The organism is Corallococcus silvisoli (assembly GCF_009909145.1).
GTDB lineage: Bacteria > Myxococcota > Myxococcia > Myxococcales > Myxococcaceae > Corallococcus > Corallococcus silvisoli.
Window position 1 is genome coordinate 290,337 of the sequence record NZ_JAAAPJ010000003.1, and the last position, 22,856, is coordinate 313,192.

At 72.1% G+C, this 22,856-nt stretch carries 13 protein-coding genes; 6 read left to right on the forward strand and 7 right to left on the reverse strand.

Annotated features, from left to right (window positions below):
• Nucleotides 1–30: 30 nt before the first annotated feature.
• Nucleotides 31–1,293 (reverse strand): serine/threonine protein kinase, encoded by a 1,263-nt coding sequence (locus tag GTY96_RS07665; protein WP_255441984.1) that lies wholly within the window; start codon nucleotides 1,291–1,293, stop codon nucleotides 31–33.
• Nucleotides 1,294–1,477: 184 nt separating this feature from the next.
• On the opposite strand from GTY96_RS07665, the gene GTY96_RS07670 reads away from it, so the two are divergent.
• The 5 genes from GTY96_RS07670 (at nucleotide 1,478) to GTY96_RS07690 (ending at nucleotide 14,086) form a co-directional block, all read left to right on the forward strand.
• Nucleotides 1,478–2,824: an MFS transporter gene (locus GTY96_RS07670; protein ID WP_143899441.1), complete on the forward strand. Its 1,347-nt coding sequence runs from the start codon at nucleotides 1,478–1,480 to the stop codon at nucleotides 2,822–2,824.
• Nucleotides 2,825–3,046: 222 nt separating this feature from the next.
• Nucleotides 3,047–4,516, forward strand: coding sequence for an ATPase domain-containing protein (locus GTY96_RS07675; protein ID WP_143899442.1), 1,470 nt, complete (start codon nucleotides 3,047–3,049; stop codon nucleotides 4,514–4,516).
• Nucleotides 4,513–5,589 carry an ATP-binding response regulator gene (locus GTY96_RS07680; protein WP_161664326.1) on the forward strand — a complete coding sequence of 359 codons (1,077 nt, stop codon included), beginning with the start codon at nucleotides 4,513–4,515 and terminating at the stop codon, nucleotides 5,587–5,589. Before GTY96_RS07675 ends, GTY96_RS07680 begins: the two co-directional genes overlap by 4 nt.
• A gap of 94 nt (nucleotides 5,590–5,683) precedes the next feature.
• Nucleotides 5,684–6,922, forward strand: a complete 1,239-nt coding sequence (locus GTY96_RS07685; RefSeq protein WP_143899444.1) for an MFS transporter — start codon at nucleotides 5,684–5,686, stop codon at nucleotides 6,920–6,922.
• A gap of 12 nt (nucleotides 6,923–6,934) precedes the next feature.
• On the forward strand, nucleotides 6,935–14,086 hold the full coding sequence (locus GTY96_RS07690) for an amino acid adenylation domain-containing protein (RefSeq protein ID WP_161664327.1): 7,152 nt from the start codon (nucleotides 6,935–6,937) through the stop codon (nucleotides 14,084–14,086).
• Nucleotides 14,087–14,213: 127 nt separating this feature from the next.
• On the opposite strand, the gene GTY96_RS07695 is transcribed toward GTY96_RS07690, so the two are convergent.
• Nucleotides 14,214–14,417 (reverse strand): YbdD/YjiX family protein, encoded by a 204-nt coding sequence (locus GTY96_RS07695; protein WP_161664328.1) that lies wholly within the window; start codon nucleotides 14,415–14,417, stop codon nucleotides 14,214–14,216.
• On the reverse strand, nucleotides 14,417–16,480 hold the full coding sequence (locus GTY96_RS07700) for a carbon starvation CstA family protein (RefSeq protein ID WP_161664329.1): 2,064 nt from the start codon (nucleotides 16,478–16,480) through the stop codon (nucleotides 14,417–14,419). Before GTY96_RS07700 ends, GTY96_RS07695 begins: the two co-directional genes overlap by 1 nt.
• A gap of 82 nt (nucleotides 16,481–16,562) precedes the next feature.
• On the opposite strand from GTY96_RS07700, the gene GTY96_RS07705 reads away from it, so the two are divergent.
• Complete coding sequence (locus tag GTY96_RS07705) at nucleotides 16,563–17,963, forward strand: S41 family peptidase (protein ID WP_161664330.1); 1,401 nt, start codon at nucleotides 16,563–16,565, stop codon at nucleotides 17,961–17,963.
• 15 nt (nucleotides 17,964–17,978) lie between these two features.
• On the opposite strand, the gene GTY96_RS07710 is transcribed toward GTY96_RS07705, so the two are convergent.
• The 4 genes from GTY96_RS07710 to GTY96_RS07725 form a co-directional block, all read right to left on the reverse strand.
• Complete coding sequence (locus GTY96_RS07710) at nucleotides 17,979–18,374, reverse strand: molybdopterin cofactor-binding domain-containing protein (RefSeq protein WP_328700796.1); 396 nt, start codon at nucleotides 18,372–18,374, stop codon at nucleotides 17,979–17,981.
• 23 nt (nucleotides 18,375–18,397) lie between these two features.
• On the reverse strand, nucleotides 18,398–19,894 hold the full coding sequence (locus GTY96_RS07715) for a flavin-containing monooxygenase (protein ID WP_328700797.1): 1,497 nt from the start codon (nucleotides 19,892–19,894) through the stop codon (nucleotides 18,398–18,400).
• A gap of 341 nt (nucleotides 19,895–20,235) precedes the next feature.
• The gene (locus GTY96_RS38195; protein WP_161664331.1) at nucleotides 20,236–21,843 is read right to left on the reverse strand and encodes a collagen-like protein; all 1,608 of its coding nucleotides are present in this window, start codon (nucleotides 21,841–21,843) and stop codon (nucleotides 20,236–20,238) included.
• A 338-nt stretch (nucleotides 21,844–22,181) separates the two neighbouring features.
• On the reverse strand, nucleotides 22,182–22,814 hold the full coding sequence (locus GTY96_RS07725) for a helix-turn-helix transcriptional regulator (protein ID WP_143899450.1): 633 nt from the start codon (nucleotides 22,812–22,814) through the stop codon (nucleotides 22,182–22,184).
• Nucleotides 22,815–22,856 lie beyond the last annotated feature (42 nt).

The window sequence follows — 22,856 nt, forward strand, 5'->3', positions numbered from 1 at the left end:
CCCACGACGACACCATGCGCCCGCCGCCCCTCATGCCAGGAACAGCCAGAACACCGCGCTGCCCACCAGCGCGACGCCCGCCGCGGCGGCCAGCGGCCAGGGGAACGCCCCGGGCGCGGCGCCCTGCTCTGGCGGCGGGATGATTCCCGTGGCGGACCCCGACCCCGTGCTCCGCGGCAACACGCCGGTGGGCACCAGCGCGCTGGACTCCTGGAGATCCACCGCGTGCTCCAACGGCTCGAACGGCGACGGGCTGGAGATGCCCGTGGGCGTGCGCGTGGAGCCCTGGCCAGAGGAGCCCGGCATCGACCCCGGCACGGACACCGCCGTGGACACCCGGCCGGACGCATCCGGAGGGAAGAGCGTGGCCATCAGCGACGCCAGCTCCCGGCCCCCGGACGTCCAGTGCTGCCCGGTGCGGTAGCGCTCCAGGTCGTCGTGCACCTCGCGCGCCGACTGGTAGCGCTGCTCCGGCTCCTTCGCGAGCAGCTTGAGCAGGATGCGCTCCAGCGCGGGCGGGAAGCCCGGGGACACCTGCGACGGCGGCGGCACGTCCCCCTGCGACGCGGCCAGGATGGTGGCCTCCATCGAGTCGCGCTTGAACAGCCGCCGCCCCGTGGACGCCTCGTAGAGGACGATGCCCAGCGAATACAGGTCCGAGCGGTGGTCCAGCTCCCGGTTGGTGATCTGCTCCGGGGACATGTACGCGTACTTGCCCTTCACCACCCCGGCCACCGTGCGCTCCAGGTTCACGGAGCTCTTCACGATGCCGAAGTCCGCCAGCTTCACGATGCCGTCGCGCGACACCAGCACGTTGCCCGGCGTGATGTCCCGGTGCACCAGCTTCAGCGGCGTCCCGTCCGACAGCGTCTTCGCGTGCGCGTACGTCAGCGCGTCCGACATCGCGATGCCCACGTCCACCGTCACCCGGGGCCCCAGCGGGATGTTGGCCGCCGCCGCGTGCCGCATGATGCGGTCCAACGACTGGCCCTGGATCCACTCCATCGCCAGGTAGTACTGACCGTCGATCTTCCCGAAGTCGAACACCTGCACGATGTTCGGGTGCGTCAGCAGCGCCGCCACCTTCGCCTCGTCCGCGAACATCCGGCTGAACGGCTCCAGGTTCGCGTACTCCGGGAGGATGCGCTTGATGACGCACGCCTTGGAGAAGCCGTCCGGGCCGTCGATGGTCGCAAGGAAGATGTGCGCCATCCCGCCCGACGCGAGCCGCTGGACCATCCGGTACTTCCCGAAGCGGAGGTCCGCCCCAGGCACCGCCGGTGTTGGCGTCACGGTATCAACCCTGTCCAAATTGTACTCCCAGGACGGAACTTGAAATCCCAGGAAGATACCGATGACCAGACCTCCCCACAAGTTTCGCACACCGTGTCAACTGGTTTTACGGTGATTACTCCCTTGTAACGTGACGGATGGGGCCCGGGTGGGAGTCCCGGCATATCCTTCGGGTTCTTCCCGCATGGCGACCCCCTCCACCGACGACGCCCGTTCCGCGCTGGCCGCTCCCCGCCCCCTGTCCGCCCGGGACATCCGCACCCTGGGGCTGGCGGCGCTGGGAGGCGCGCTGGAGTTCTATGACTTCATCATCTTCGTGTTCTTCACGTCGGTGATGGGCCGGCTGTTCTTCCCTCCGGAGACGGCGGACTGGCTGCGGCAGTTGCAGACGTTCGGGCTGTTCGCGGCGGGCTATCTGGCGCGGCCGCTGGGCGGCATCGTGATGGCGCACTTCGGGGACCGGACCGGGCGCAAGCGGATGTTCACGTTGAGCGTCTTCCTGATGTCGGTGCCCACGCTGCTGATGGGCCTGCTGCCCACGTTCGCCACCGTGGGATACGCGGCGCCGCTGGCGCTGCTCACGCTGCGGCTGCTGCAGGGCGCGGCGGTGGGCGGCGAGGTGCCGGGGGCGTGGGTGTTCGTCTCCGAGCACGTGCCGGAGCACCGGGTGGGGCTCGCGTGCGGGACGCTCACCTCCGGGCTCACGCTGGGCATCCTGCTGGGCTCGCTGGTGGCCACCGCCGTCAACACCGTCTTCACGCCGGAGCAGGTGATGGCCGGAGGCTGGCGCGTGCCGTTCGTCGTGGGGGGCGTGTTCGGGTTCCTCGCGGTGTTCCTGCGCCGGTGGCTCCAGGAGACGCCCGTCTTCGAGGAGATGCGGCAGCGCCATGCGCTGGTGCGCGAGCTGCCGCTCAAGGCCGCGCTCCGGGGCCACGCGCCCGCCGTCGCGGTGTCCATGCTGCTCACCTGGGTGCTCACCGCGGGCATCGTGGTGGTCATCCTGATGACGCCCACGCTGATGCAGCAGCTGCACGCGATTCCACCCGCCCAGGCGCTGGGGGCCAACAGCGTGGCCACGCTCACGCTCACCTTGGGCTGCATCTGCTACGGGCTGCTCGCGGACCGGCTGGGGCCGGCGCGGGCCATGGCGCTGGGGTCGGCCGTGCTGCTCGTCGCCGTGCAGGTGTTCTACCGGGGCGTCGCGCACGCGCCCCAGCACCTGGTGCCGCTCTACGCGGGCGTGGGCTTCTGCGTGGGCGTCGTCGGCGTGGTGCCGTCGGTGATGGTGCACGCCTTCCCTCCGGCCGTCCGCTTCTCCGGCATCTCCTTCGCCTACAACGTGGCCTACGCGCTGTTCGGCGGCATCACCCCGCTCGCCGTCACGCTCGCCCTGAAGGAGAGCCCCCTGGCGCCCGCGCACTACGTGGCGGCCGTCTGCGCGGTGGGAGTCGCGGTGTCCCTGTGGCTGGGCCTCCGCGGCTTCGGCGCCAGCACCGAAGCCCCGGCCGAGCACCCCTCCGCCTCACGCTGACCCCGGTCGGAGGGCCGCCGGGCAGGCGGAGGTGTTCACAGGCTGGCGCTGCGCTCCGGGCGCGCGAACACCATCTTGGTTCGCGTCGGGGGCGTCGGCTATGCCGCTCCGGGCGGAGGGTGCCTCGGGCGTGCCCTGTCTCCCGCCAGCCCCTGTCCCGGCGCGCGCTTTCGAGCGGCGGAAGTGTCGCGCACGCCCCCTCGCCGTCCGATGGACCCCGGAATGTCCAGCAGCAAGCCGTCCCTCTTCCAGAGTGGCATCCCCAGCTTCGACACCTTGCTAGGGGGAGGCATCCCCGCCCGTCAGTCCTTCATCGTCACCGGTACGCCCGGGTGCGGGAAGACGGTGCTGTGCAGCCAGATGGCCTTCACCGCCGCGGCGCGCGGCCTCCCCGTCGTGGTGGCCACCGTCACCTCGGAGCCTCATGACAAGCTGATGGGGGCCCTGTCCGACTTCTCCTTCTTCCAGCCGGAGCTGCTGGGGGAGAAGGTCTTCCTCATCAGCGCCTACTCCGCGCTCAAGCGCGGCGCCAAGGATGCCCGGGACCTGCTGCTGCAGACGGTGCGCGAGCGCGGCGCGGCGCTGCTCTTCATTGACGGGCTGCGCTCCATCCGGGACCTCTGGCAGGACGAGGCGCGGCTGCGCGAGTTCCTCTACGAGCTGGGCATCGGCCTGGCCGCCAGCAACTGCATCGGCCTGTTCACCACGGAGTACCCGCTGGAGCGGCTGATGGCGCTGCCGGAGGCGACCACGGTGGACGGCATCGTGTCGCTGTCCGTCCAGTCCTTCGGGTCGCGCCGGGTGCGCCGGGCGGAGGTGGTGAAGCTGCGGGGACGGGCCCACCTGGCGGGCGAGCACGTCATGACCCTCCATCCGGAAGGCGTGGAGTTCATCCCGCGCCTGGAATCCACGCCGCCGGAGCTCCTCGACGACCCGCCCACGCTGGCGCGCAAGGGGTTTGGCCTGCCGGAGCTGGATGGGCTGCTGTACGGGGGGCTGCCGGAGCTGAGCACCACGCTGCTGGCGGGGAGCATGGGCATTGGCAAGACGCTGCTCGCCGCGCACTTCGCCGCGGAGGGCGCGCGCAAGGGGGAGAAGTCCCTCTTCGTCTCCTTCTTCGACTCCCCGGCCATGCTGTCCGCCCGCGCGCAGCGCGTGGGTCTGGACGTGAGCGCCTTGCGCGGCGGCGACGCGCTGACGTTCCTGCACGTGCCTCCCTTGGAGGTGGAGGCGGACGTGCTCATCGCGGACCTGCTGCGGCGGGTGAGCGCGCTGGGGGTGCGGCGGCTGGTCATCGACGGGCTCACCGACCTGGAGCTGTCCATCCTGGACCCCATGCGGCGGCGGGCCTTCGTCGCCTCGCTGGCGCTGAGGCTGAGGGCGCTGGGGGTGACGTCCCTGTTCACGCGGGAGGTGCCCAAGGTCGTGGGCACGGAGCTGGACTTCAATGATGCCCCGGTGGCCAGCCTGGGGGAGAACCTGCTGCTGCTGCGCTACGTGGAGCTGCGCGGCAAGATGCACCGCCTGCTGTCGGTGCTCAAGATGAGGGACAGCGAGTACTCCAGCGACCTTCGCGAGTTCCAGATCACCAACGCCGGCGTGAAGGTGCTCGCGCCGATGCGCTCCGCGAGCGGGCTGCTGACGGGCCAGGCCCACCCGCTGGGCTCCTCCATCGGAGGGCTGGGTGAATGAGCCTCGTCCTCATCGCGGAGGATGAAGAGGCGCTCCTGGAGGTCTTCTCCGAGGTGGTGGAGGAGCTGGGCCACCGGGTCGTGCGCGCGCACAACGGCGAGGAGGCGCTCCTGCTGGCGCGCACGGAGACGCCAGACCTGGTGGTGAGCGACCACATGATGCCCCGGCGCACCGGCATGCAGTTGCTGCACGCCATGCGCGCGGAGGCCGCGCTGTCGGACGTGCCCTTCCTGCTGCTGAGCGCGGCGCGGCCCCAGGGGCGGGAAGCGGCCCAGACGTTCCTCGCGAAGCCGGTGGACCTGTCCACCTTCGAACAGGCCGTGAGCAGCGCGCTCCAGAACCACGCGGCGGCCCACCCGGAGTCCGCCCCGTCCGCGCGCGAGGCGGCGTCCACGCCGGGCCTCGCCAGCGAGGAGATGCTCAACTGGGTGGCGCACGAGCTGAAGACGCCGCTGTCCTCCGCGCGGCTCAACGCCCAGCTGCTGCTGCGCAAGGTGCACAAGCGCGGCGTCGACGACGAGCGCCGCTCCGCGGAGGCCATCCTGCGCCAGCTGGACCGGATGAACGGGCTGGTGACGTCCATCCTGGACGCCTCGCGGCTGGCGGACGGCAAGCTGGAGCTGAAGCGGGTCCCCACGGCCCTCACGCCCTTCCTGGAGGAGATCATCCAGGAGTGGCGAGAGCTGCAGCCGGACGTGGACTTCACCCTCCACGCCGGAGAACCGGTGGAACCCCAGCTGCTGGACGCCGACCGGCTGCGCCAGGTGCTCCACAACCTGCTGTCCAACGCGGTGAAGTACCGCGGGGACTCGCACCGCGTCGACGTGGACGTGACGCTCAACCCCGGCCTGGTGCTCATCCACGTGCGCGACTGGGGCGTGGGAATCCCCGCCAGCGCCCTGCCCCACATCTTCGACCGCTTCCAGCGGGCGGACGAGGACCGGGGGCGAGGCCACGGCCTGGGCCTCTTCATCGCCGCCGCGCTCGCGAAGCTGCACGGCGGCTCGCTGTCCGCCCGCTCCACCCTGGGCGAAGGCTCCACCTTCACCCTGCGGCTGCCTCGCCGGAACTGAAGCAGCACTGCACGATTCCAAGGCAATTCCATCTAGAACCAACAGAATGGAAGTCCCAGCACACCCCGTGCTCTCGGTGAATTAGAAAGCGAGTGTGTCCACGCCCCGCCCCGCTGGCCTGTCCTCGCTCCGCGCGCTGAAGCACCGCGACTTCGCCTTCCTGTGGGGCGGGGCGGCGCTGTCGAACATCGGCACGTGGATGGAGGTGCTGGCGCTGGGCGTGTACGTGACGAAGGTGACGGGGCGGGCGGAGTGGACGGGGGGCGTGGCGGCGCTGACGTGGCTGCCGTCCATCGTGCTGTCGCCGCTGGGGGGGGCGCTGGGGGACCGGTTCGACCGGCGGCGCGCGGTGGCGCTGGGGGCGCTCCTGCAGATGGCGCTCGCGGGCGTGCTGGCGGCGCTGGCCTTCACGGGAGGGCTCAGCGTGCGGTGGGTGGCGGTCATCTCGTTCCTCAACGGGTGCGCCGTCACGCTGTTCATGCCCGCGTTCTCCGCGCTCATCGCCGTGTCGGTGCCGAAGGAGGACCTGCACAGCGCGCTCAGCCTCAACGCGGCCCAGGCGAACCTGGGGCGCATCTGCGGCCCCGCGCTGGCGGCGTTGATCATCGCGCACGCGGACATCGGCTGGGTGCTGCTGCTCAACGCGCTGTCCTTCGGCATGGTGCTGCTGTCGCTCGTGGGCGTGCGGGGGGCCCCGGCGGCGGCGAAGCCCGCGTCGCCCGAGGGCCTGTGGGCGGGCATCGCGCGGGGCATCCAGGTGGCGCGGGCGGACGAGGCGCTGACGATGGCGATGACCGGGACGCTGGCCATCGCGGTGTGCATCGCGCCCTTCACGGCGCTGGCGCCGGTGATGGCCATCCGGGTGTTCGGCCAGGACGCGGGCGCCACGTCGATGTTGGTGACGGCGCAGGGCGCGGGCGCGCTCCTGGCGGCGCTGTGCGCGGGCACGCTGGCGGACCGGCTGGGACGGGGGCGGCTGTTGGAGGTCAGCCTGCTGCTCATCGGCCCGGTGGCGGCGGCGTACTGGCTGTCCCCTTCGCTGGGGCTGGCGGCGGCGGCGGTGCTGGGCCTGGGGGCGCTGTACATGCTGACGCTCACGGGGCTGAGCACGCTGTGCCAGTCGCGCGTGTCCGGCGAGTTGCAGGCGCGCATCGCCAGCCTCAACTCCATGCTGCTCTTCGTCGGCTTCACGCTGGGCGTGTGGTTGCAGGGCGCGCTCGCGGACCGGCTGGGCGTCCGGCCCGTCATGGCGGGCGCGGCGTTCGGGTTCCTCCTCCTCGCCGTCCTGCTCAGGGCGCTGCGCTCGCGCGGGTTCGCGGCCTTCGAAACGTAACGGAGCCTCACGATGACGACCTCCTCGCCGGTTGCTCCGGGGAAGAAGCGCGCCCCGCTCCCCCTCGTCCCCAGGACGGAGGCGCTCCCGCTGTCCTTCATGCAGCAGCGCCTGTGGTTCCTGGCGCAGCTGGAGGGCCTGAGCGCCACGTACAACGTCTACTTCTTCGTGCGGCTGAAGGGCGCGCTGGACGTCGCCGCGCTGGAGCACGCGCTCCAGGGCGTGGTGGCGCGGCACGAATCCCTGCGCACCACGTTCGCTTCCGTGGAGGGCCAGCCGGTGCAGCGCATCCGCGACGCCCTGTCGCTGACGCTCCACCACGAGGACCTGTCCGCCCAAGGGCTGGATGATGCCGGGCGGGAGCGCGCGCTGCGGGAGCACGCGGAGCACGCGGCCCGGACGCCGTTCGACCTGGCGCGCGGGCCGCTGGTGCGGACCACGCTGGTGCGGCTCTCACCGGAGGAGCACGCGCTGCTCCTCGTCACGCACCACATCGTCTGCGACGCGGTGTCGCTGGGGTGGATGGCGAACGAGCTGAGCGGGCTCTACACCGCCTTCACGCGGAACGAACCGCCCCGGCTGCCGGAGCTGCCGGCGCAGTACGCGGACTTCGCGCACTGGCAGCGGCAGGCGCTCACGGGCGAGTTCCTGGAGACCGAGCGCGCGTGGTGGAAGGACCGGCTCGCGGGAGCGCCCCCCGCGCTGGAGCTGCCCACGGACCGTCCGCGTCCGCCCCGGCAGACGTTCCGGGGCGCGGTGTACCGCCTGCCCCTGCCCTCCGCCCTGGCGACGGGCATCCGCGAGCTGAGCCGCAAGGCGGCCGTCACGCCGTACATGACCTTGCTGGCGGCGTTCCAGGTGCTGCTCTCCCGCTACAGCGGGCAGGAGGACCTGGTGGTGGGCACGCCCGTGGCGGGGCGTGGACGGCGGGAGGTGGAGCGGCTCATCGGCTTCTTCGCGAACACGCTGGCGCTGCGGCTGGACGCGTCCGGAGACCCGACCTTCCTCGCGCTCCTGGGCCGGGTGCGCGAGGTGTGCCTGGGCGCGTACGCGCACCCGGACATGCCCTTCGAGCAGCTGGTGGACCTGCTCGTGCCCCAGCGCGACCCCAGCCGCTTGCCGCTGGTCCAGCTGATGTTCGTGCACGTGAACGCGCCGTGGGCCGCGCTGAAGTGGCCCGGGCTCACCGTGACGGAGGTGGACTTCGAGCCCGGCGTCGCGCGCTTCGACATCACCCTCTTCCTCTACGACGACCCGAGCGGGATGGAGGCGCGCTGGGAATACAACGCCGACCTCTTCGACGAGGGGACGGTGGCGCGCATGGCCGCGCACTACGCGCGCCTGCTGGAGGGCGCCGTCGCGAAGCCGGAGTCCCCCGTGTCCGCGCTCCCGCTGCTGACGGAGCGCGAGCGGGCGCGAGCGGTGATGGACTGGAACGACACGGGCGCGGACGTGCCCGTGCACCCTGGCGTGCACGCCCTCTTCGAGGCCCGCGCGCGCTCCAGCCCCGAGGCCGTCGCGGTGCGCTTCGGGGATGCGCACCTGACGTACGCGGAGCTGGAGCGGCGGGCCAACCGCGTCGCCCATGCGCTGCGCCAGCGCGGCGTGACGCCGGACACGGCGGTGGGGCTGTGCGTGGACCGCTCGCTGGAGCTGGCGGTGGGGATGCTGGGCATCCTCAAGTCGGGCGCGGCCTACTGCCCGTTGGATCCCGCCTATCCGCCGGAGCGGCTGGCGCTGATGCTCGAGACCTCCCACGCGCGGGTGCTCGTCACCCAGCGGCGCCTGGCGGCGGGGCTGCCGGAGGGCGGAGCGGAGCGGTTGTTCCTGGAGGACGACCCCGGCACGCCAGACACCGCGCCCCCACCCGTGGGCGGACCGGACACGCTGGCCTACGTCATCTTCACCTCCGGCTCCACGGGCATCCCCAAGGGCGTGGCGATGCCGCACCGCCCGCTGCTCAACCTCATCCAGTGGCAGGTGCGCCGCTCCACCGCGCCTCGGGGCCGCACGCTCCAGTTCTCCGCGCTGAGCTTCGACGTGTGCTTCCAGGAGATGCTCCCCACGTTCGCCGCGGGCGGAGAGCTGGTGCTGGTGTCGGAGGACACGCGGCGCGACGGCCGGGCCCTGCTGACGCTGATGCGCGACCGGGGCGTGGAGCGCATCTTCCTGCCCTTCGTCGCCCTTCAGCATCTGGCCGAGGTGGCGGACGCGGAGGGCTTGCTGCCCACGTCCCTCAAGGAGATCAACACCGCGGGGGAGCAGCTGCGCATCACCCCCGCGCTGCGCCGGCTGCTGCTCGCGCTGGACGGGTGCGTGCTGGACAACCACTACGGCCCCACGGAGACGCACGCGGCCACCGCGCATGTGTTGAAGGGCCCTCCGGAGACGTGGCCGGACCTGCCGCCCATCGGCCGGACGATCACCAACGCGCGGACGTACCTGCTGGACGCGCGATGGGAGCCGGTGCCCGTGGGCGTCGCGGGGGAGCTGTATATCGGCGGGGCCGGGCTGGCGCGGGGCTACCTGCACCGGCCCGACCTGACGGCGGAGCGCTTCCTGCCGGATCCGCTGAGTCCGCATCCCGGCGCGCGGATGTACCGCACGGGAGACTTCGCGCGGTACCTGCCCACGGGCGAGCTGGAGTTCCTGGGTCGGCGCGACGCGCAGGTGAAGATCCGCGGCTACCGCATCGAGCTGCCCGAGGTGGAGGCCGCGGTGGCGAGGCTCCCGGGCGTGAAGGACGTGGCGGTGGTGGCCCGCGAGGATGAGACGCGGGGCAAGCACCTGGTGGCCTATGTGGTGCCGCAGCCAGGGGCGGAAGTGGAGCCGGCGGCGCTCAAGGCGGCGCTGCGTGAGCGGCTGCCGGACGCCATGGTGCCCTCGGCGTTCGTGCTGTTGGACGCGTTTCCCCTCACGCCCAGCGGGAAGTTGGACCGGCGCGCGCTGCCCGCTCCCGGGGACGACGACACAGGGGCGGGCGGCTTCGTCGCCCCGCGCTCGCCGCTGGAGCAGGAGGTGGCGGACGCCTTCGCCGCGCTCCTCGGCGTGGCGCGCGTGGGCGCGCACGACCACTTCTTCGAGCGGGGTGGCCACTCGCTGCTGGCCATCCGCGTGACGGCGCGGTTGCTCCAGCGGCTCCAGGTGGAGCTGCCCGTGCGGGCGCTGTTCGAACATCCGACGGTGGAGTCGCTGGCCGGGCACCTCGCGACGCTCGTGCGCGGAGCGGAGCGGCAGGAACCGCCGGTGCTCAGGGCCGGCCCCCGGGACGGAGCCGCGCCGCTGTCCTTCGCGCAGACGCGCCTGTGGTTCCTCACCCGGCTGGAGCCGGGCGGCTTCACGTACAACCTGCCCTGGTTCACGCGCTGGAAGGGGCCGCTGGACGCCGACGCGCTGGAGCACTCCCTCCAGATGCTCGTGCGGCGCCATGAGGCCTTGCGAGCCACCTTCGTGGAGCACCAGGGCCAGCCGGAGCAGCGCATCGCACCGGCGCTGGACCTCCCGCTCCAGCGGGAACAGGTGGCGTCGGAGGAAGCGCTCACGCGGCGCGCGGAGGCGGAGGTGCGCGCCCCCTTCGACCTCGAGCAGGGGCCGCTGCTGCGCGCGACGTTGGTGCGCGTGGGGCCGGAGGAGCACGCGCTGCTCGTCACCCTGCACCACATCGTGAGCGACGGCTGGTCCCTGGGCGTGATGGAGCGGGAGCTGATGGCGCACTACGCCGCGGCCACGGGCGGCCCCCCGGTGACGTGGGAGCCCCTGCCCCTCCAGCCCGCGGACTTCGCGCGCTGGCAACGCGACGAGCGGGCGGCCGGCGAGGTGGAGACGCGGCTGGAATGGTGGAGGGCCCGGCTCCAGGGCGCGCCGCCCTTCATCGCGCTGCCCACGGACCTGCCACGTCCCCCGGTGCGGACGTTCCAGGGGGCGCACCTTCCGGCCCAGGCATCGCTGGCACTCTCCCGCGCCATCGAGGCCCTGGGCCAGCGCCGTGGGGTGACGCCCTTCATGGTGCTGCTCGCGGGCTTCCATGCGCTCATGGCCCGCTACAGCGGCCAGGAGGATCTGGTCATCGGCGCGCCGCTCGCGGGCCGCCACCGTCAGGAGCTGGAGGGCCTGGTGGGTTTCTTCGTCAACACCCTGCCGCTGCGGATTCACGCTCCCCGGGACGTGAGCTTCCACGGCCTCCTGGACCTGGCGCGGGAGACCAGCCTGGGCGCCTTCGCCCACCAGGACGTGCCTTTCGAAAAGTTGGTCGGCGCGCTCCAGCCCGCGCGAGACCTGGGCCGCTCGCCGCTGTTCCAGGTGGTGATGGCGCTCCAGAACGCGGGCGGTCCCCCTGCCTCCATTCCCGGCCTGCGCGTGGAGCCGCTGGACGTCGAGACAGGGATGGCGAAGTTCGACCTCACCGTCTTCGCCACCCAGCGGCCAGACGGCCTTCGCTTCAGCTGGGAGTACGACACCGCCCTCTTCGAGCGGGCCACGGTGGCGCGCATGGCGGAGCACTTCACCCGCCTGCTGGAGGCTGCCATCGCCGAACCGGAGCGCCCCCTGCGCGGGCTGCCGCTGCTGTCCATCGACGAGCGGCGCGAACAGCTCCTCGTCTGGAACGACACGCGGGTCCAGTACCCGCGCGAGTCATCCCTCCCGGACCTCTTCGAGGCGCAGGCGCTGCGCGCACCTGGAGCCATCGCGGTGGAGTTCGAGGAGCGGCACCTGACGTACGCCCAGTTGGAGGCGCGCGCCAATCAGCTCGCCCGGCACCTGCGCGCGCTGGGGGTGCGCGGAGGAACGCTGGTGGGCCTGTGCACCCATCGCTCGCTGGAGATGGTGGTGGCCACGCTCGCCATCCTGAAGGCAGGCGGCGCCTACGTGCCGTTGGATCCAACCTACCCCGCGGAGCGGCTGGCCTTCATGGCGCGGGACACGCGGATCCAGGTGCTGCTCGCGCAGCCGGGCCTGGAGGCGAAGTTGCCCGACCTGGGCGCGCGGGTGGTGCCGCTGGAGCCCTCCTGGAGCCTGTTCGCCCACGAGTCGCCGGAGCCCTTGCGGCTCCCCGTGCCCGCCGATGCGCTGGCCTACGTCATGTACACCTCCGGGAGCACCGGGCAGCCCAAGGGTGTCTGCATCGCCCATCGCGGGATGGTGCGGCTGGTGAAGGGAGCGGCGTTCACGCGCTTCGGGCCAGAGGAGGTCTGGCTCCAGCTGGCCCCCATCTCGTTCGACGCCGCCACGCTGGAGCTGTGGGGCGCGCTCCTGCATGGGGCGAAGCTCGTGGTGATGGGGGCTCGGCCTCCCTCGCTGGAGGAGCTGGCGCGGGCGCTGGAGACGCGGGGCATCACGACGTTGTTCCTCACCACGGCCCTCTTCGAGCAACTGGTGGTGGCGCATCCCCAGGCGCTGATGCGCGTGCGGCAACTGATGACTGGAGGCGAGATCATGTCGCTGCCGGCCGCGCGGCGGATGCTGGAGGCGGGCTATCGCTTCAGCAACGTCTACGGGCCCACGGAGAACACCACGTTCTCCACCGCGTACCCGCTGAAGGGGCTCGAGGACGTCAGCCGGCCGGTGCCCATCGGGAGGCCCATCGCGAACACGCTGGCGTATGTGTTGGACGCGGAGCAGGCGCTGGTGCCCGTGGGCGTGGAGGGCGAGCTGTACCTGGGGGGCGACGGGCTCGCGTGGGGCTACCTGAACGACGCAGCCCTGACCGCCTCGCGGTTCATCCCGGACGCGTACGGCCCCCTCCCGGGCGCAAGGCTCTACCGCACCGGGGACCGGGCGCGCTGGCGGTCCGACGGGCAGCTCGACTTCCTGGGGCGAGCGGACACGCAGGTGAAGCTGCGCGGCTTCCGCGTCGAGCTGGGCGAGGTGGAGGCGGCGCTGAACCAGCTCCCCGGCGTGGACGACGCGGTGGCCGAGGTGCGCGAGGACACACCGGGAAACCGCCAGCTGGTCGCGTACGTGGTGGGCGCGAGCGTGGATCTGACCACGCTGCGTCCGGCGCTGGCGGAGCGGCTGCCCACGCACCTCATGCCGTCCGCCTTCGTGAGACTGGCGCGCCTGCCGTTGAACCCCGTGGGCAAGGTGGACCGCAAGGCCTTGCCGGCACCGGAGGTGAACCGCGATCCAGCCCGCGCCCTGGTGGGGCCGCGCACGCCATTGGAGCTGCGGCTCGTGCGCATCTGGGAGGAGCTGCTGGGGGTGAGCCCCATCGGCGTGCACGACGACTTCTTCGAGCTGGGCGGCCACTCGCTGCTGACGCTGCGGTTGCAGTCGGCCATCCGCGCTCGCCTGGGCCGGCCGCTGCCGGTGACGGCGCTGTTCCAGAACGCGACGGTGGAGCACCTGGCGAACCTGCTGCGCGACGGCGGCGAGCCGTGGACGCCATTGGTGCGGCTCCAGGAAGGCCAGGGAGGACGGCCCTTCTTCTGCGTCCACGCGGTGGGAGGCGGCGTCGTTCCGTACGCGGAGCTGGCGCGGGCCCTGGGGCCTGCACAGACGTTCTACGGCCTCCAGGCGCGCGGCCTGGACGGCGCGGAGCGCCCCTGCGAATCCATCCCGGAGATGGCGGCGCTGTACGTGCAGGCGGTGCGAGAGGTGCAGCCGCACGGCCCCTACCTGCTGGGCGGCTGGTCCATGGGAGGCAGCGTGGCGTGGGAGATGGCGCACCAGCTGCGGCGAGCGGGAGAGACCGTCTCACTGCTCGCGCTGCTCGACACGTCCGCGAGCCTGCACGCGGGCAACCCGGATGACGTGAGCGCGAAGACGCGGCTGAGCGCGCTGTTCCTGGAGGATCTGCTGCGCGTGTCGGGACAGCCGCTGCCTCCCCACGAGGGCCGGTCGCCCACCGAGTGGATGGAGGCGCTGGAGCAGGCGAGCCAGCCGCTGTTCGCGGCGGAGCAGCCGCTGCGTGAGATGCGCCACGCGTTCGAGGTCCACCTGCACGCGGCCTGGGTCTACGAGCCGCCCCAGGCCAGCGGGCCGTTCACCCTGTTCGAGGCGGAGGACTCCCGTTGGGATCACGGCTGGGAGGCCTTCGCCCCGGGACGCCTGGACCTGGAGAAGGTGCCCGGAGACCATTACTCCTTCCTCAAGTCGCCCCACGTCGGCGTGCTCGCCGCGAAGCTTCGTGAAGCCCTCGCGGGAGCGCAGCGGGAGGGCCGCTAGGAAACAGCGGGCCCGGGTCTCGCGACGGAGACCCGGCTGCCGCGCGACCGGCTCCATGGCGCCGGGCAGCGAACTGTTCCCGGGCGGTCGAGCGGCGCTCCCACGCGAAGCGCCCAGGCGCATCGCTTCAGCAGCACCGGCCGCCCCCTGCCCGGTACCGCGCCTGGAGCCGGTTGTTGAAGAACTCGGCGTAGGTCATCACCGAGCGGTCTGGGTGATGACGGCGCATGTGAGCGACGTAGGTGTCGTAGTCGGGCACGCCAATCATCTGGCGCGCGATGCGCACGGCCTGGCGCCAGCCGTGTCGCAGCCTCTGGACCGGGCCGCGCATCACGCTGCCTCCCGGGCGGTGGCCACGTAGGGCGTCTCCTGCGCGGTGGGCACCGCCGAGCGCCGGGCCGCGAGCATGGCGCGCACTCCGAAGAGCACCGTCGCCACGACGACGGCCATGAAGAACACGGTGAGGGCCGCATCGACGTAATCGTTGGTGATGATGCGCTCCATCTCCTCCGCCGACTTCGCGGGGGCGATGAGGCGTCCTTCCGCCACCGCCTGGGAGAAGGCCCGTGCGTGGGCGACGAAGCTCACGCGCACGTCAGCGCCGAACACCTTCTGGAAGCCGGCGGTGAGCGTGCACAGCACCAGCCACGCGGCGGGAATGGCGGGTACCCAGACGTAGCGCTCGCGCTTCATCTTCACCAGCACCACGCACCCCAGCGTGAGCGCCACCGCGGCGAGCATCTGGTTGGCGATGCCGAACAGCGGCCACAGCGTGTTGATGCCGCCCAGCGGGTCCACCACGCCCTGATAGAGGAAATAGCCCCAGGCGGACACGCACAGCGCGGTGGCCAGCAGGTTCGCGCCCCAGGACTCCGTGCGCTTCAGGGGCGCGTACACCAGGCCCGCCAGCTCTTGGATCATGAAGCGCCCCACCCGCGTGCCCGCGTCCACGGTGGTGAGGATGAAGAGCGCCTCGAAGAGGATGGCGTAGTGGTACCAGAAGGCCATCATCCCCTGCCCGGACACCAGCCCGTGGAGGATCTGCGCCATGCCCACCGCCAGCGTGGGCGCGCCGCCTGCGCGCGACAGGATGGTCGTCTCTCCGATGTCGCGCGCCGTCTGATCCAGCACCTCCGGGGTGATGACGAAGCCCCACTGGCTGAGCGTCGTCGCCGCCTGCGTCGCGCTGGTGCCGATCAGCGCCGCGGGCGAGTTCATCGCGAAGTAGACGCCCGGATCCAGGACCGACGCGGCGATGAGGGCCATGATGGCGACGAAGGCCTCCATCAGCATGCCGCCGTAGCCCACCATGCGCGCGTCCGCCTCCGTGGCGAGCATCTTGGGCGTGGTGCCCGACGCGATGAGCGAGTGCCAGCCGGACACCGCGCCACACGCGATGGTGATGAACAGGAACGGGAACAGGCTGCCGGAGAACACCGGCCCGGTGCCATCCACGAACTTCGTCACCGCCGGCATGCGCAGGTCCGGCGCCGCCAGCGCGATGCCCACCGCCAGCAGCAGCACGGTGCCGATCTTGAGGAAGGTGGACAGGTAGTCGCGAGGCGCGAGCAGCAGCCACACCGGCAGCACCGCCGCGCAGAACCCGTAGCCGATGAGCCACCACGCCAGCGTGCGGCTGTCGAAGGTGAACCACGGCCCCCAGACCGCGGATTGGGAGACCTGACCGCCCAGCCAGATGCTGAGCATCAGGAGCACGAAGCCGACGATGGACACCTCCAACACGCGGCCCGGGCGCACGTAGCGCAGGGAGAGGCCCATCAGCACGGCGATGGGGATGGTCATCGCCACGGTGAAGGTGCCCCAAGGGCTGTGCGCCAGCGCCTTGACCACCACCAACGCCAGCACCGCGAGGATGATCATCATGATCATCAGCACGCCCACCATCGCCGTCACGCCGGCCGCCGGGCCCAGCTCCATGCGCACCATGTCGCCCAGCGACTTGCCGTCGCGGCGAACGGACAGGAACAGCGTCACGAAGTCCTGCACCGCGCCCGCCACCACCACGCCCACCAGGATCCACAGCGTGCCGGGCAGGTAGCCCATCTGCGCCGCCAGCACCGGCCCCACCAGCGGCCCGGCGCCCGCGATGGCCGCGAAGTGGTGGCCGAACACCACCCACCGGTCCGTGGGCACGTAGTCCAGGCCGTCGTCGCGGCGCTCGGCGGGGGTGGCGCGGGTGGGATCCACGCGCAGCGCTTTTTCAGCGATGAAACGGCCGTAGAAGCGATATCCCAACATGAACACCGCGACCGAGGCGACCACCAGCCAGATGGCGTTGATGGATTCGCCCCGGTGCAGCGCCACCACCCCCAGACTGAAGGCCCCCACCAGGGCCAGCCCCACCCATCCCAACTTCCGAGCGACTCCACCCATGATGTCTCCCGTCGGCGGGCACGCCACCGCCATTCGGCGCGAGGTTTATAGCGCAGGGCGTGGACCACGCCGAGGAGGCCGGGTGCTCCTGCTGCTCGCGGGGCTGCTGGCCTCCTGTGCCGCACCCCGCGCCGTCCTGGAGGACGCCATCTTGGAGGGACATGGCGTGTGGCGCTCGCGCGGCCATGGGTGGCTGCTCACGGTGACGCCGGAGGGCATGCGCCTGCACCACCAGACGGCCGCCGGGTGTTATCCGGATCCCGCGTCCCCGGCGCGGCTGAAGGAGCGGTTCGGGGTGCAGGAGCCGGGCCCCTCGGAGGACAGCCGGGACTTCCTCGCCGCGCCGGGAGAGACGCGCTACCGCTTCGACCGGGTGGCCGCCCTGCCCCCGGACTGCGACTCGCCGCGAGTGTGGAGCGCCCTGGAGCTCTTCGATGTGTTCCGGGCGACCTTCGCGGAGCACTACGCCTACTTCCCCGAGCGCGGGCCGGACTGGCTCGCGCGGCTGGACGCCCAGCGCCCCCATGTCACGCCGGGCATGGAGGGGCCCGCGCTGTTCACCCTCTTCGCGGACGCGCTGCGCTCCCTGAACGACGCGCACGTGGAGCTGCTGGCGGACGCGGCGTCCTCGGAGACGCTGAAGTACGAGCCGCGCGCCACGGGGACCTTCGCCATCCTGGAGCAGGCGGCCATCGTGACGGGCCGTCCCGCGCGGGAGGTGCATCGGGATTGGATGCGCGCCTATCGCGACGGCATCCTCCAGTCGGTGCTGCGCGGGCAGGGGAACTTCGTCGCGAACCAGCGCGTCTTCTGGGGCTTCGCCGCGCCCCGCGTCGGCTACCTCAACGTCCTGACGCTGGGGGGCTTCGCCGCCGCGGCGGAGGGGAACGCCCCCACGCCCGCGCAGGAGCTGGCCGCGCTGGAGCCGGTCCTGGATGAAGCGCTGACGGCCTTCGCGGAGGCGGACTCGGTCATCCTGGACGTGAGCAACAACCGGGGTGGCCACGATGTCATCGCGCGAGCCATCGCGGAGCGCTTCACGGACCGGCCCCGGACCGCGTACTCCAAATGGGCGCGGGGGGCGAAGGACGTCCCGCTCCAGCGGTTCATCCTCCAGCCCTCGTCGCGTCCGTCCTTCCACGGTCCGGTCCACGTGGTGACGAGCGACGTCACCGTCAGCGCCGGAGAGGTCCTCACGCTGGCCATGCATGCGCTCCCGCAGGTCGTCCAGGTGGGGACCCCGACGCGCGGCGCCTTCTCCGACGTGCTGGTCAAGCCGCTGCCCAACGGGTGGACGGTCCACCTGTCGAACGAGCACTACACCGACACCGGCGGCCGGAACTTCGAAGCGAAGGGCCTCCCGCCCCAGCACCCGCTGGACGTCTTCCACGCCGGCAAGGACCTGTGGAAGGCCCACGCGAACGCGATCCGCGCGCTGGCGGACTCCCTGGCGCACCGCGCCCCCGCGTCCCCCCTGCCGTAAGGACACAGGCCGCGATCACGGCGGAGAGAAGGACGTCGCGAGCACGTTGTCCAGGGTGAGCGGCAGCTCGCGGATGCGCCGGCCGGTGGCGTGGTGGATGGCGTTGGCGGGGGCGGCGGCCGTCCCCGTGATGCCGATTTCACCGAGGCCCTTGGCGCCCACGGCGTTCACGTGGGGGTCACGCTCCGGGACGAAGATGGCGTCGATGTCCGGCACGTCCGGGCTCACCGGCACGTGGTCGTCCGCCGGTTCCTGGGTGATGAAGCGCGCCGAGCGCGAATCCAGCTGCGTCTCCTCCATCAACCCCATGCCGATGCCCATCACGATGCCGCCCAGCAGTTGGCTGCGCGCCGTCTTCGCGTTGAGCACCGTGCCCACGCCGAACGCCCCCACCTCGCGGCACACCCGCACCTCGCCGACGGCGGGCGCCCGGCTCAGGAGCGGCCCGTCGACCGGGAGGCAGGACGGGGGAGCGTGATGTACTCGGAGGGATCGAAGTGCTCCACCCGGCGGCGATACGCGGAGGTGGTGCCCGGCCAGAGCGCGGCGTTCCGGCCCGTGGCGTCCAGGTACCAGCTCCGGCAGCCGCCCTGGTTCCACACCGTGCGGGACAGGCGCGCGTCCATCTCCCGCACGAAGGCGTCCTGGGCTCCAGGCTGGGGCTCCACGGCGGCGGCGCCCCGCGCGTCCAGGTAGCGCAGCGCGCCCAGCACATGGTCCAGCTGGGCCTCCATCATCAGCAGCACGGAGGTGTGGCCCAGGCCGGTGTTGGGCCCCTGGAGGAGGAACAGGTTGGGAAAGCCGCTCACGGTGGTGCCCAGGTGGGCCTTGGGGCTGCCCGCCCACACCTGCGCGAGCGTGCGGCCGTCCCGGCCCTGGACATGGTGCCCCAGCGGCATGTCCGTCACCTGGAAGCCGGTGCCGAAGATGAGCGTGTCCACCGGGTGCGTGGTGCCGTCCTCCGTGACCACCGCGTCCTCGGTCACCTCGCGGATGCGGGGCGTGACGACCTCCACGTTCGTCCGGGTGAGGGCTGGGAGGTACGCATCGGAGATGAGGATGCGCTTGCAGCCCATCGTGTAGCTCGGCGTGAGCCGGGCACGCAGCGCCGGGTCGTGCACCACGCGCGACAGGTGCCGCAGCGCCCACCGCTGCGCGAGGCGCAGGATCCACGGGTACTGGAACCCCAGCGACATGCCTTCGCGCAGGATGCGCAGGCCCTCGCGCGCCAGCCAGCGGGCGCCCGGGACGCGCTGGTATAGCGCCTTGCGCAGGGCGCTGATGGGCTGGTCGCCCCGGGGCAGCACCCACGCGGGTGTCCGCTGGAAGAGGACGAGCCGGCCGACCGCCGGTTGGATCTCCGGGACGAACTGCACCGCGGACGCGCCCGTGCCCACCACGCCCACCGCGCGCCCGGCCAGCGCGTGGCCCGTGTCCCAGCGCGCCGAGTGCATCACCTTGCCGCGGAAGCGATCCAAGCCGGGCAGGGGCGGGATGACGGGCTCGCTCAACGCCCCCACCGCGGCCACGAAGACGTCCGCGGTGAGCGGTCCCTGGGTTGTGTCCAGCACCCAGTGATTCCGGACGGAGTCCCACCGCGCGGAGCGGACGGCATGCCCGAAGCGCAGGAACGGCGCCAGGTGGAAGCGCCGCACGCAGTCGCGCAGGTACGCATGGATCTCCGCCCCCGGCGAGTACGCACGCGACCAGCCGGGGTTGGGCGCGAAGGTGAACGAGTACAGCAGCGACTGCACATCACACGCACAACCGGGATAGACGTTGTCGCGCCAGACGCCGCCCACGTCGTCCGCGCGCTCCAGGACCACGAAGTCGTCGATGCCGTCCTGCTTCAGCCGGATGGCCATGCCCAGGCCAGCGAAGCCCGCGCCCGCGATGGCGATGCGCACGTGAGGCGGAAGACGGGATGGCACCGGGTGGACCTCCGGGAGAGAAGGAGGTGCGCACTAGAGCACCGAACCCCCGCCTCCGTCCGGCATGAGGGAACGAGGGCCGGAAGCCTCTTCGCCATGCGCACGGGGCCTCGTCCCCTCGTTCGCGCCGGCGGTCCCCACGCGAAGCCCCCGTGACACCTGGAAGGCGCCCGTGACGCGGCCCACGCGTACGACCTGTGGCTCGTCACGCGCGAAGACGAGGCCTTCCTCTTCACCCTGGACGCACGAGCGGGCGCTGGCGGCCTGGGCTGGCGCTCCGCGGGAGCGCACCGGCAGGGACTCCGGGACCGGATGAACACCGGTCCCAGCGGCCCCTGGACTCACAGGCCCAGCAGCGACTCCGGCTCGGGGGCGACGGTCTGCAGGAAGTAGCCAGCCGTCCCCGCGGAAGCGGTCACCACCGTGTTCGTCGTCGGCACGGTGCCACCCGCGTTTCCTCCCGTGCCACCGCAGCCCCCACCACCGCCTCCCGGAGTGATGGCCGTGCCCGACGAAGGCGGCGCGTTGATGCCCGCCCCTCCACCCGACACCATCACGGTTCCCGTCACGCTGGCCGACGAGGAGGCGATGAAGTGGACGATGCCCCCACCGCCACCGCCGCCGCCGCCTTCGCCTGAGCCGCCGTTGCCGTTGAAGCCGTCCGCGCCATTGCCGCCCTGCGCACGGATGGTCCCCCCCAGGGTGATGCTGCCCTTCGCCGCGACCAGCACGATGCCGCCAGCACCGCCGCCCGTGCCCACGATGCCCTGTCCGGCCGTCTGCGGATTCACGCCGTTCTGGCCGATGGCGTTGATGACGCCGCCCGGGTTGATCCGGATGTTGCCGCGCGCGGCCAGCAGCACCGCGCCCCCCCCCGCGCCGCCGTCCGCCCCGGCGCCCTCGTAGAGGCGCGCGCCAGCCCCGCCCGCCGCGGTCTGGACCCTGCGCACCTGGGCTCCCTGGAACGAGGTCAGCCCCACGCCACCTTTGTAGGTACCCGCTGCCGTCCGGGCGACGCCCGTGGGCGCCCCGCCTCCCCCCAGGTCCTCCGCGCCCGGCGCCACGGTGATCGTCCCGCTCACCGTGATGTCACCCGTCGAGCGCAGCACCGTGCCGCTGGGGACGACGAGCGTGCCCGCGATGTTGATGTTGCTGAACTGGATGTTGAAGCCCATGGGAAGCTGGGCCACGCCGCTCGGGGTGGTGAGGTCCACCGTCTGGCCCATGCCCACGCTGAACGCCCCTCCGGAACCGTCGCCATAGAGGCCCAGCGTGCCCGCCGACCCCATGGGGCCTGTCGGCCCGGCGGGGCCTGTCGCGCCCGTGGGACCGGTCGGGCCCACCGGCCCCTGTGGACCCGCCGCGCCCGTGTCCCCCTTCACGCCCGTGTCGCCCTTCGCCCCCGCCGCGCCGGTGTCTCCCTTCGCGCCCGTGTCGCCCTTCGCCCCCGCCGCGCCCGTGGGGCCGGTCGGGCCCACCGCGCCCGTGTCGCCCTTCGCCCCCGCCGCGCCGGTGTCCCCCTTTGCACCCGCCGCGCCGGCGTCGCCCTTCGCGCCCGTGTCCCCCTTCACGCCGGCAGGCCCCGTGGGCCCCACGACGCCCTGCGGCCCCATGGGTCCCATCAAGCCGATGGGCCCCTGGGGGCCCGTCGCGCCCGCGGGCCCCTGCGGTCCCACCGGCCCCTGCGGACCCGGAGCCCCCGAACCCGCGGGGCCTGTTTCGCCCTGAGGCCCCATCAGGCCGGGCTCGCCCGCGGGCCCCTGTTCGCCCTGCGGGCCTGCCGGGCCCTGGAGCCCCGTCGCACCCGCGGGCCCCTGCGGGCCCTCGGGTCCCGTGGCCGCATCGCCCGTCGTCTCCGTACAGGCCGACAACATCAACGTCGCGCAGAGCGACAACACACGGAAGCGTGAGCGTTCCCCACGCAGCGGCACGAAGGTTTGAAGCGACATGGTGATGGGACCCCTCCCAACGACAGGCGGCACGACAACGTGCGGCGAAGGAAGAGTCGCCGTCCCGTCTCGTGAAACATTCCATACATCAGTCCGACGCACCCGATGACACAGCCCGGCCCATCCCGTGGCGTCACACACACGGCTTGCGGGCTGAGCAACACCCCCTGTCACACCACGCCAGGAGAAAACATGTTTGAGCCACTTTCCGGCCAAATCACGACGTCTGGCGACGACGTCACGCCGCGTGACTCAATCCCGTGTGTGATTGGGCCCTGGGTGACGGCGCGCGCCTGTCCGCTTCGCGGGGCCGGACGCACGACTCGAGGACGGCCGTCTCACCCCATCACTTCCGCGCGGGTGATGCGGTCCAACCGGAAGTGGCGCCGCTCACCGGACGCGAGGTCCACCGCGTCCAGCCGCGTCTCGTGCCGGTCCATCACCACGGACTCGATGCGCACCTCGCGCACCGTCTCCAGGAAGTCGCCGTCCACGTAGGTGATGCGCAGGGGCTGGCGTTCGAACCACGCGCGCTCCAGCGCCTCGCGCACGGGCTTGCGCGTGGGCAGCGACGGCACGCCCAGGAACGTCAGCTCCCGAAGCCGCGCCAGCAACTCACGCTGCGCGGAGGTGGACAGCGCCGAGCGCACCTTGTCCAGCGCGGACTCCAGCGTCCCGGTGAAGGGCAACAGCCGCATGTCGATGGCGAAGCGACCCAGCGCCACCACCAGCGCCGCCTCGCGCGCGGTGAAGTTCACCGGCGGCAGGCTGTAGCCCCGGTCCAGCGCGTAGCCACCGCCCCGGCCCCGCTCCGCGCCCACCGGCAGCGCGGCGGCGCGCAGCGCGTCCAGGTCCCGGTAGATGGTCCGCACCGTCACGCTGAAGCGCTCCGCCAGCACCTCCGCGGTGACGCCGGTGCGACGGCCCCTCAGGTACTCCGCGAGGGCGAAAAGACGCTCGGTTCGCTGCATGGCCTGGGTATCCTGACATACGGCTGTCAGCCGGGGGCCTCA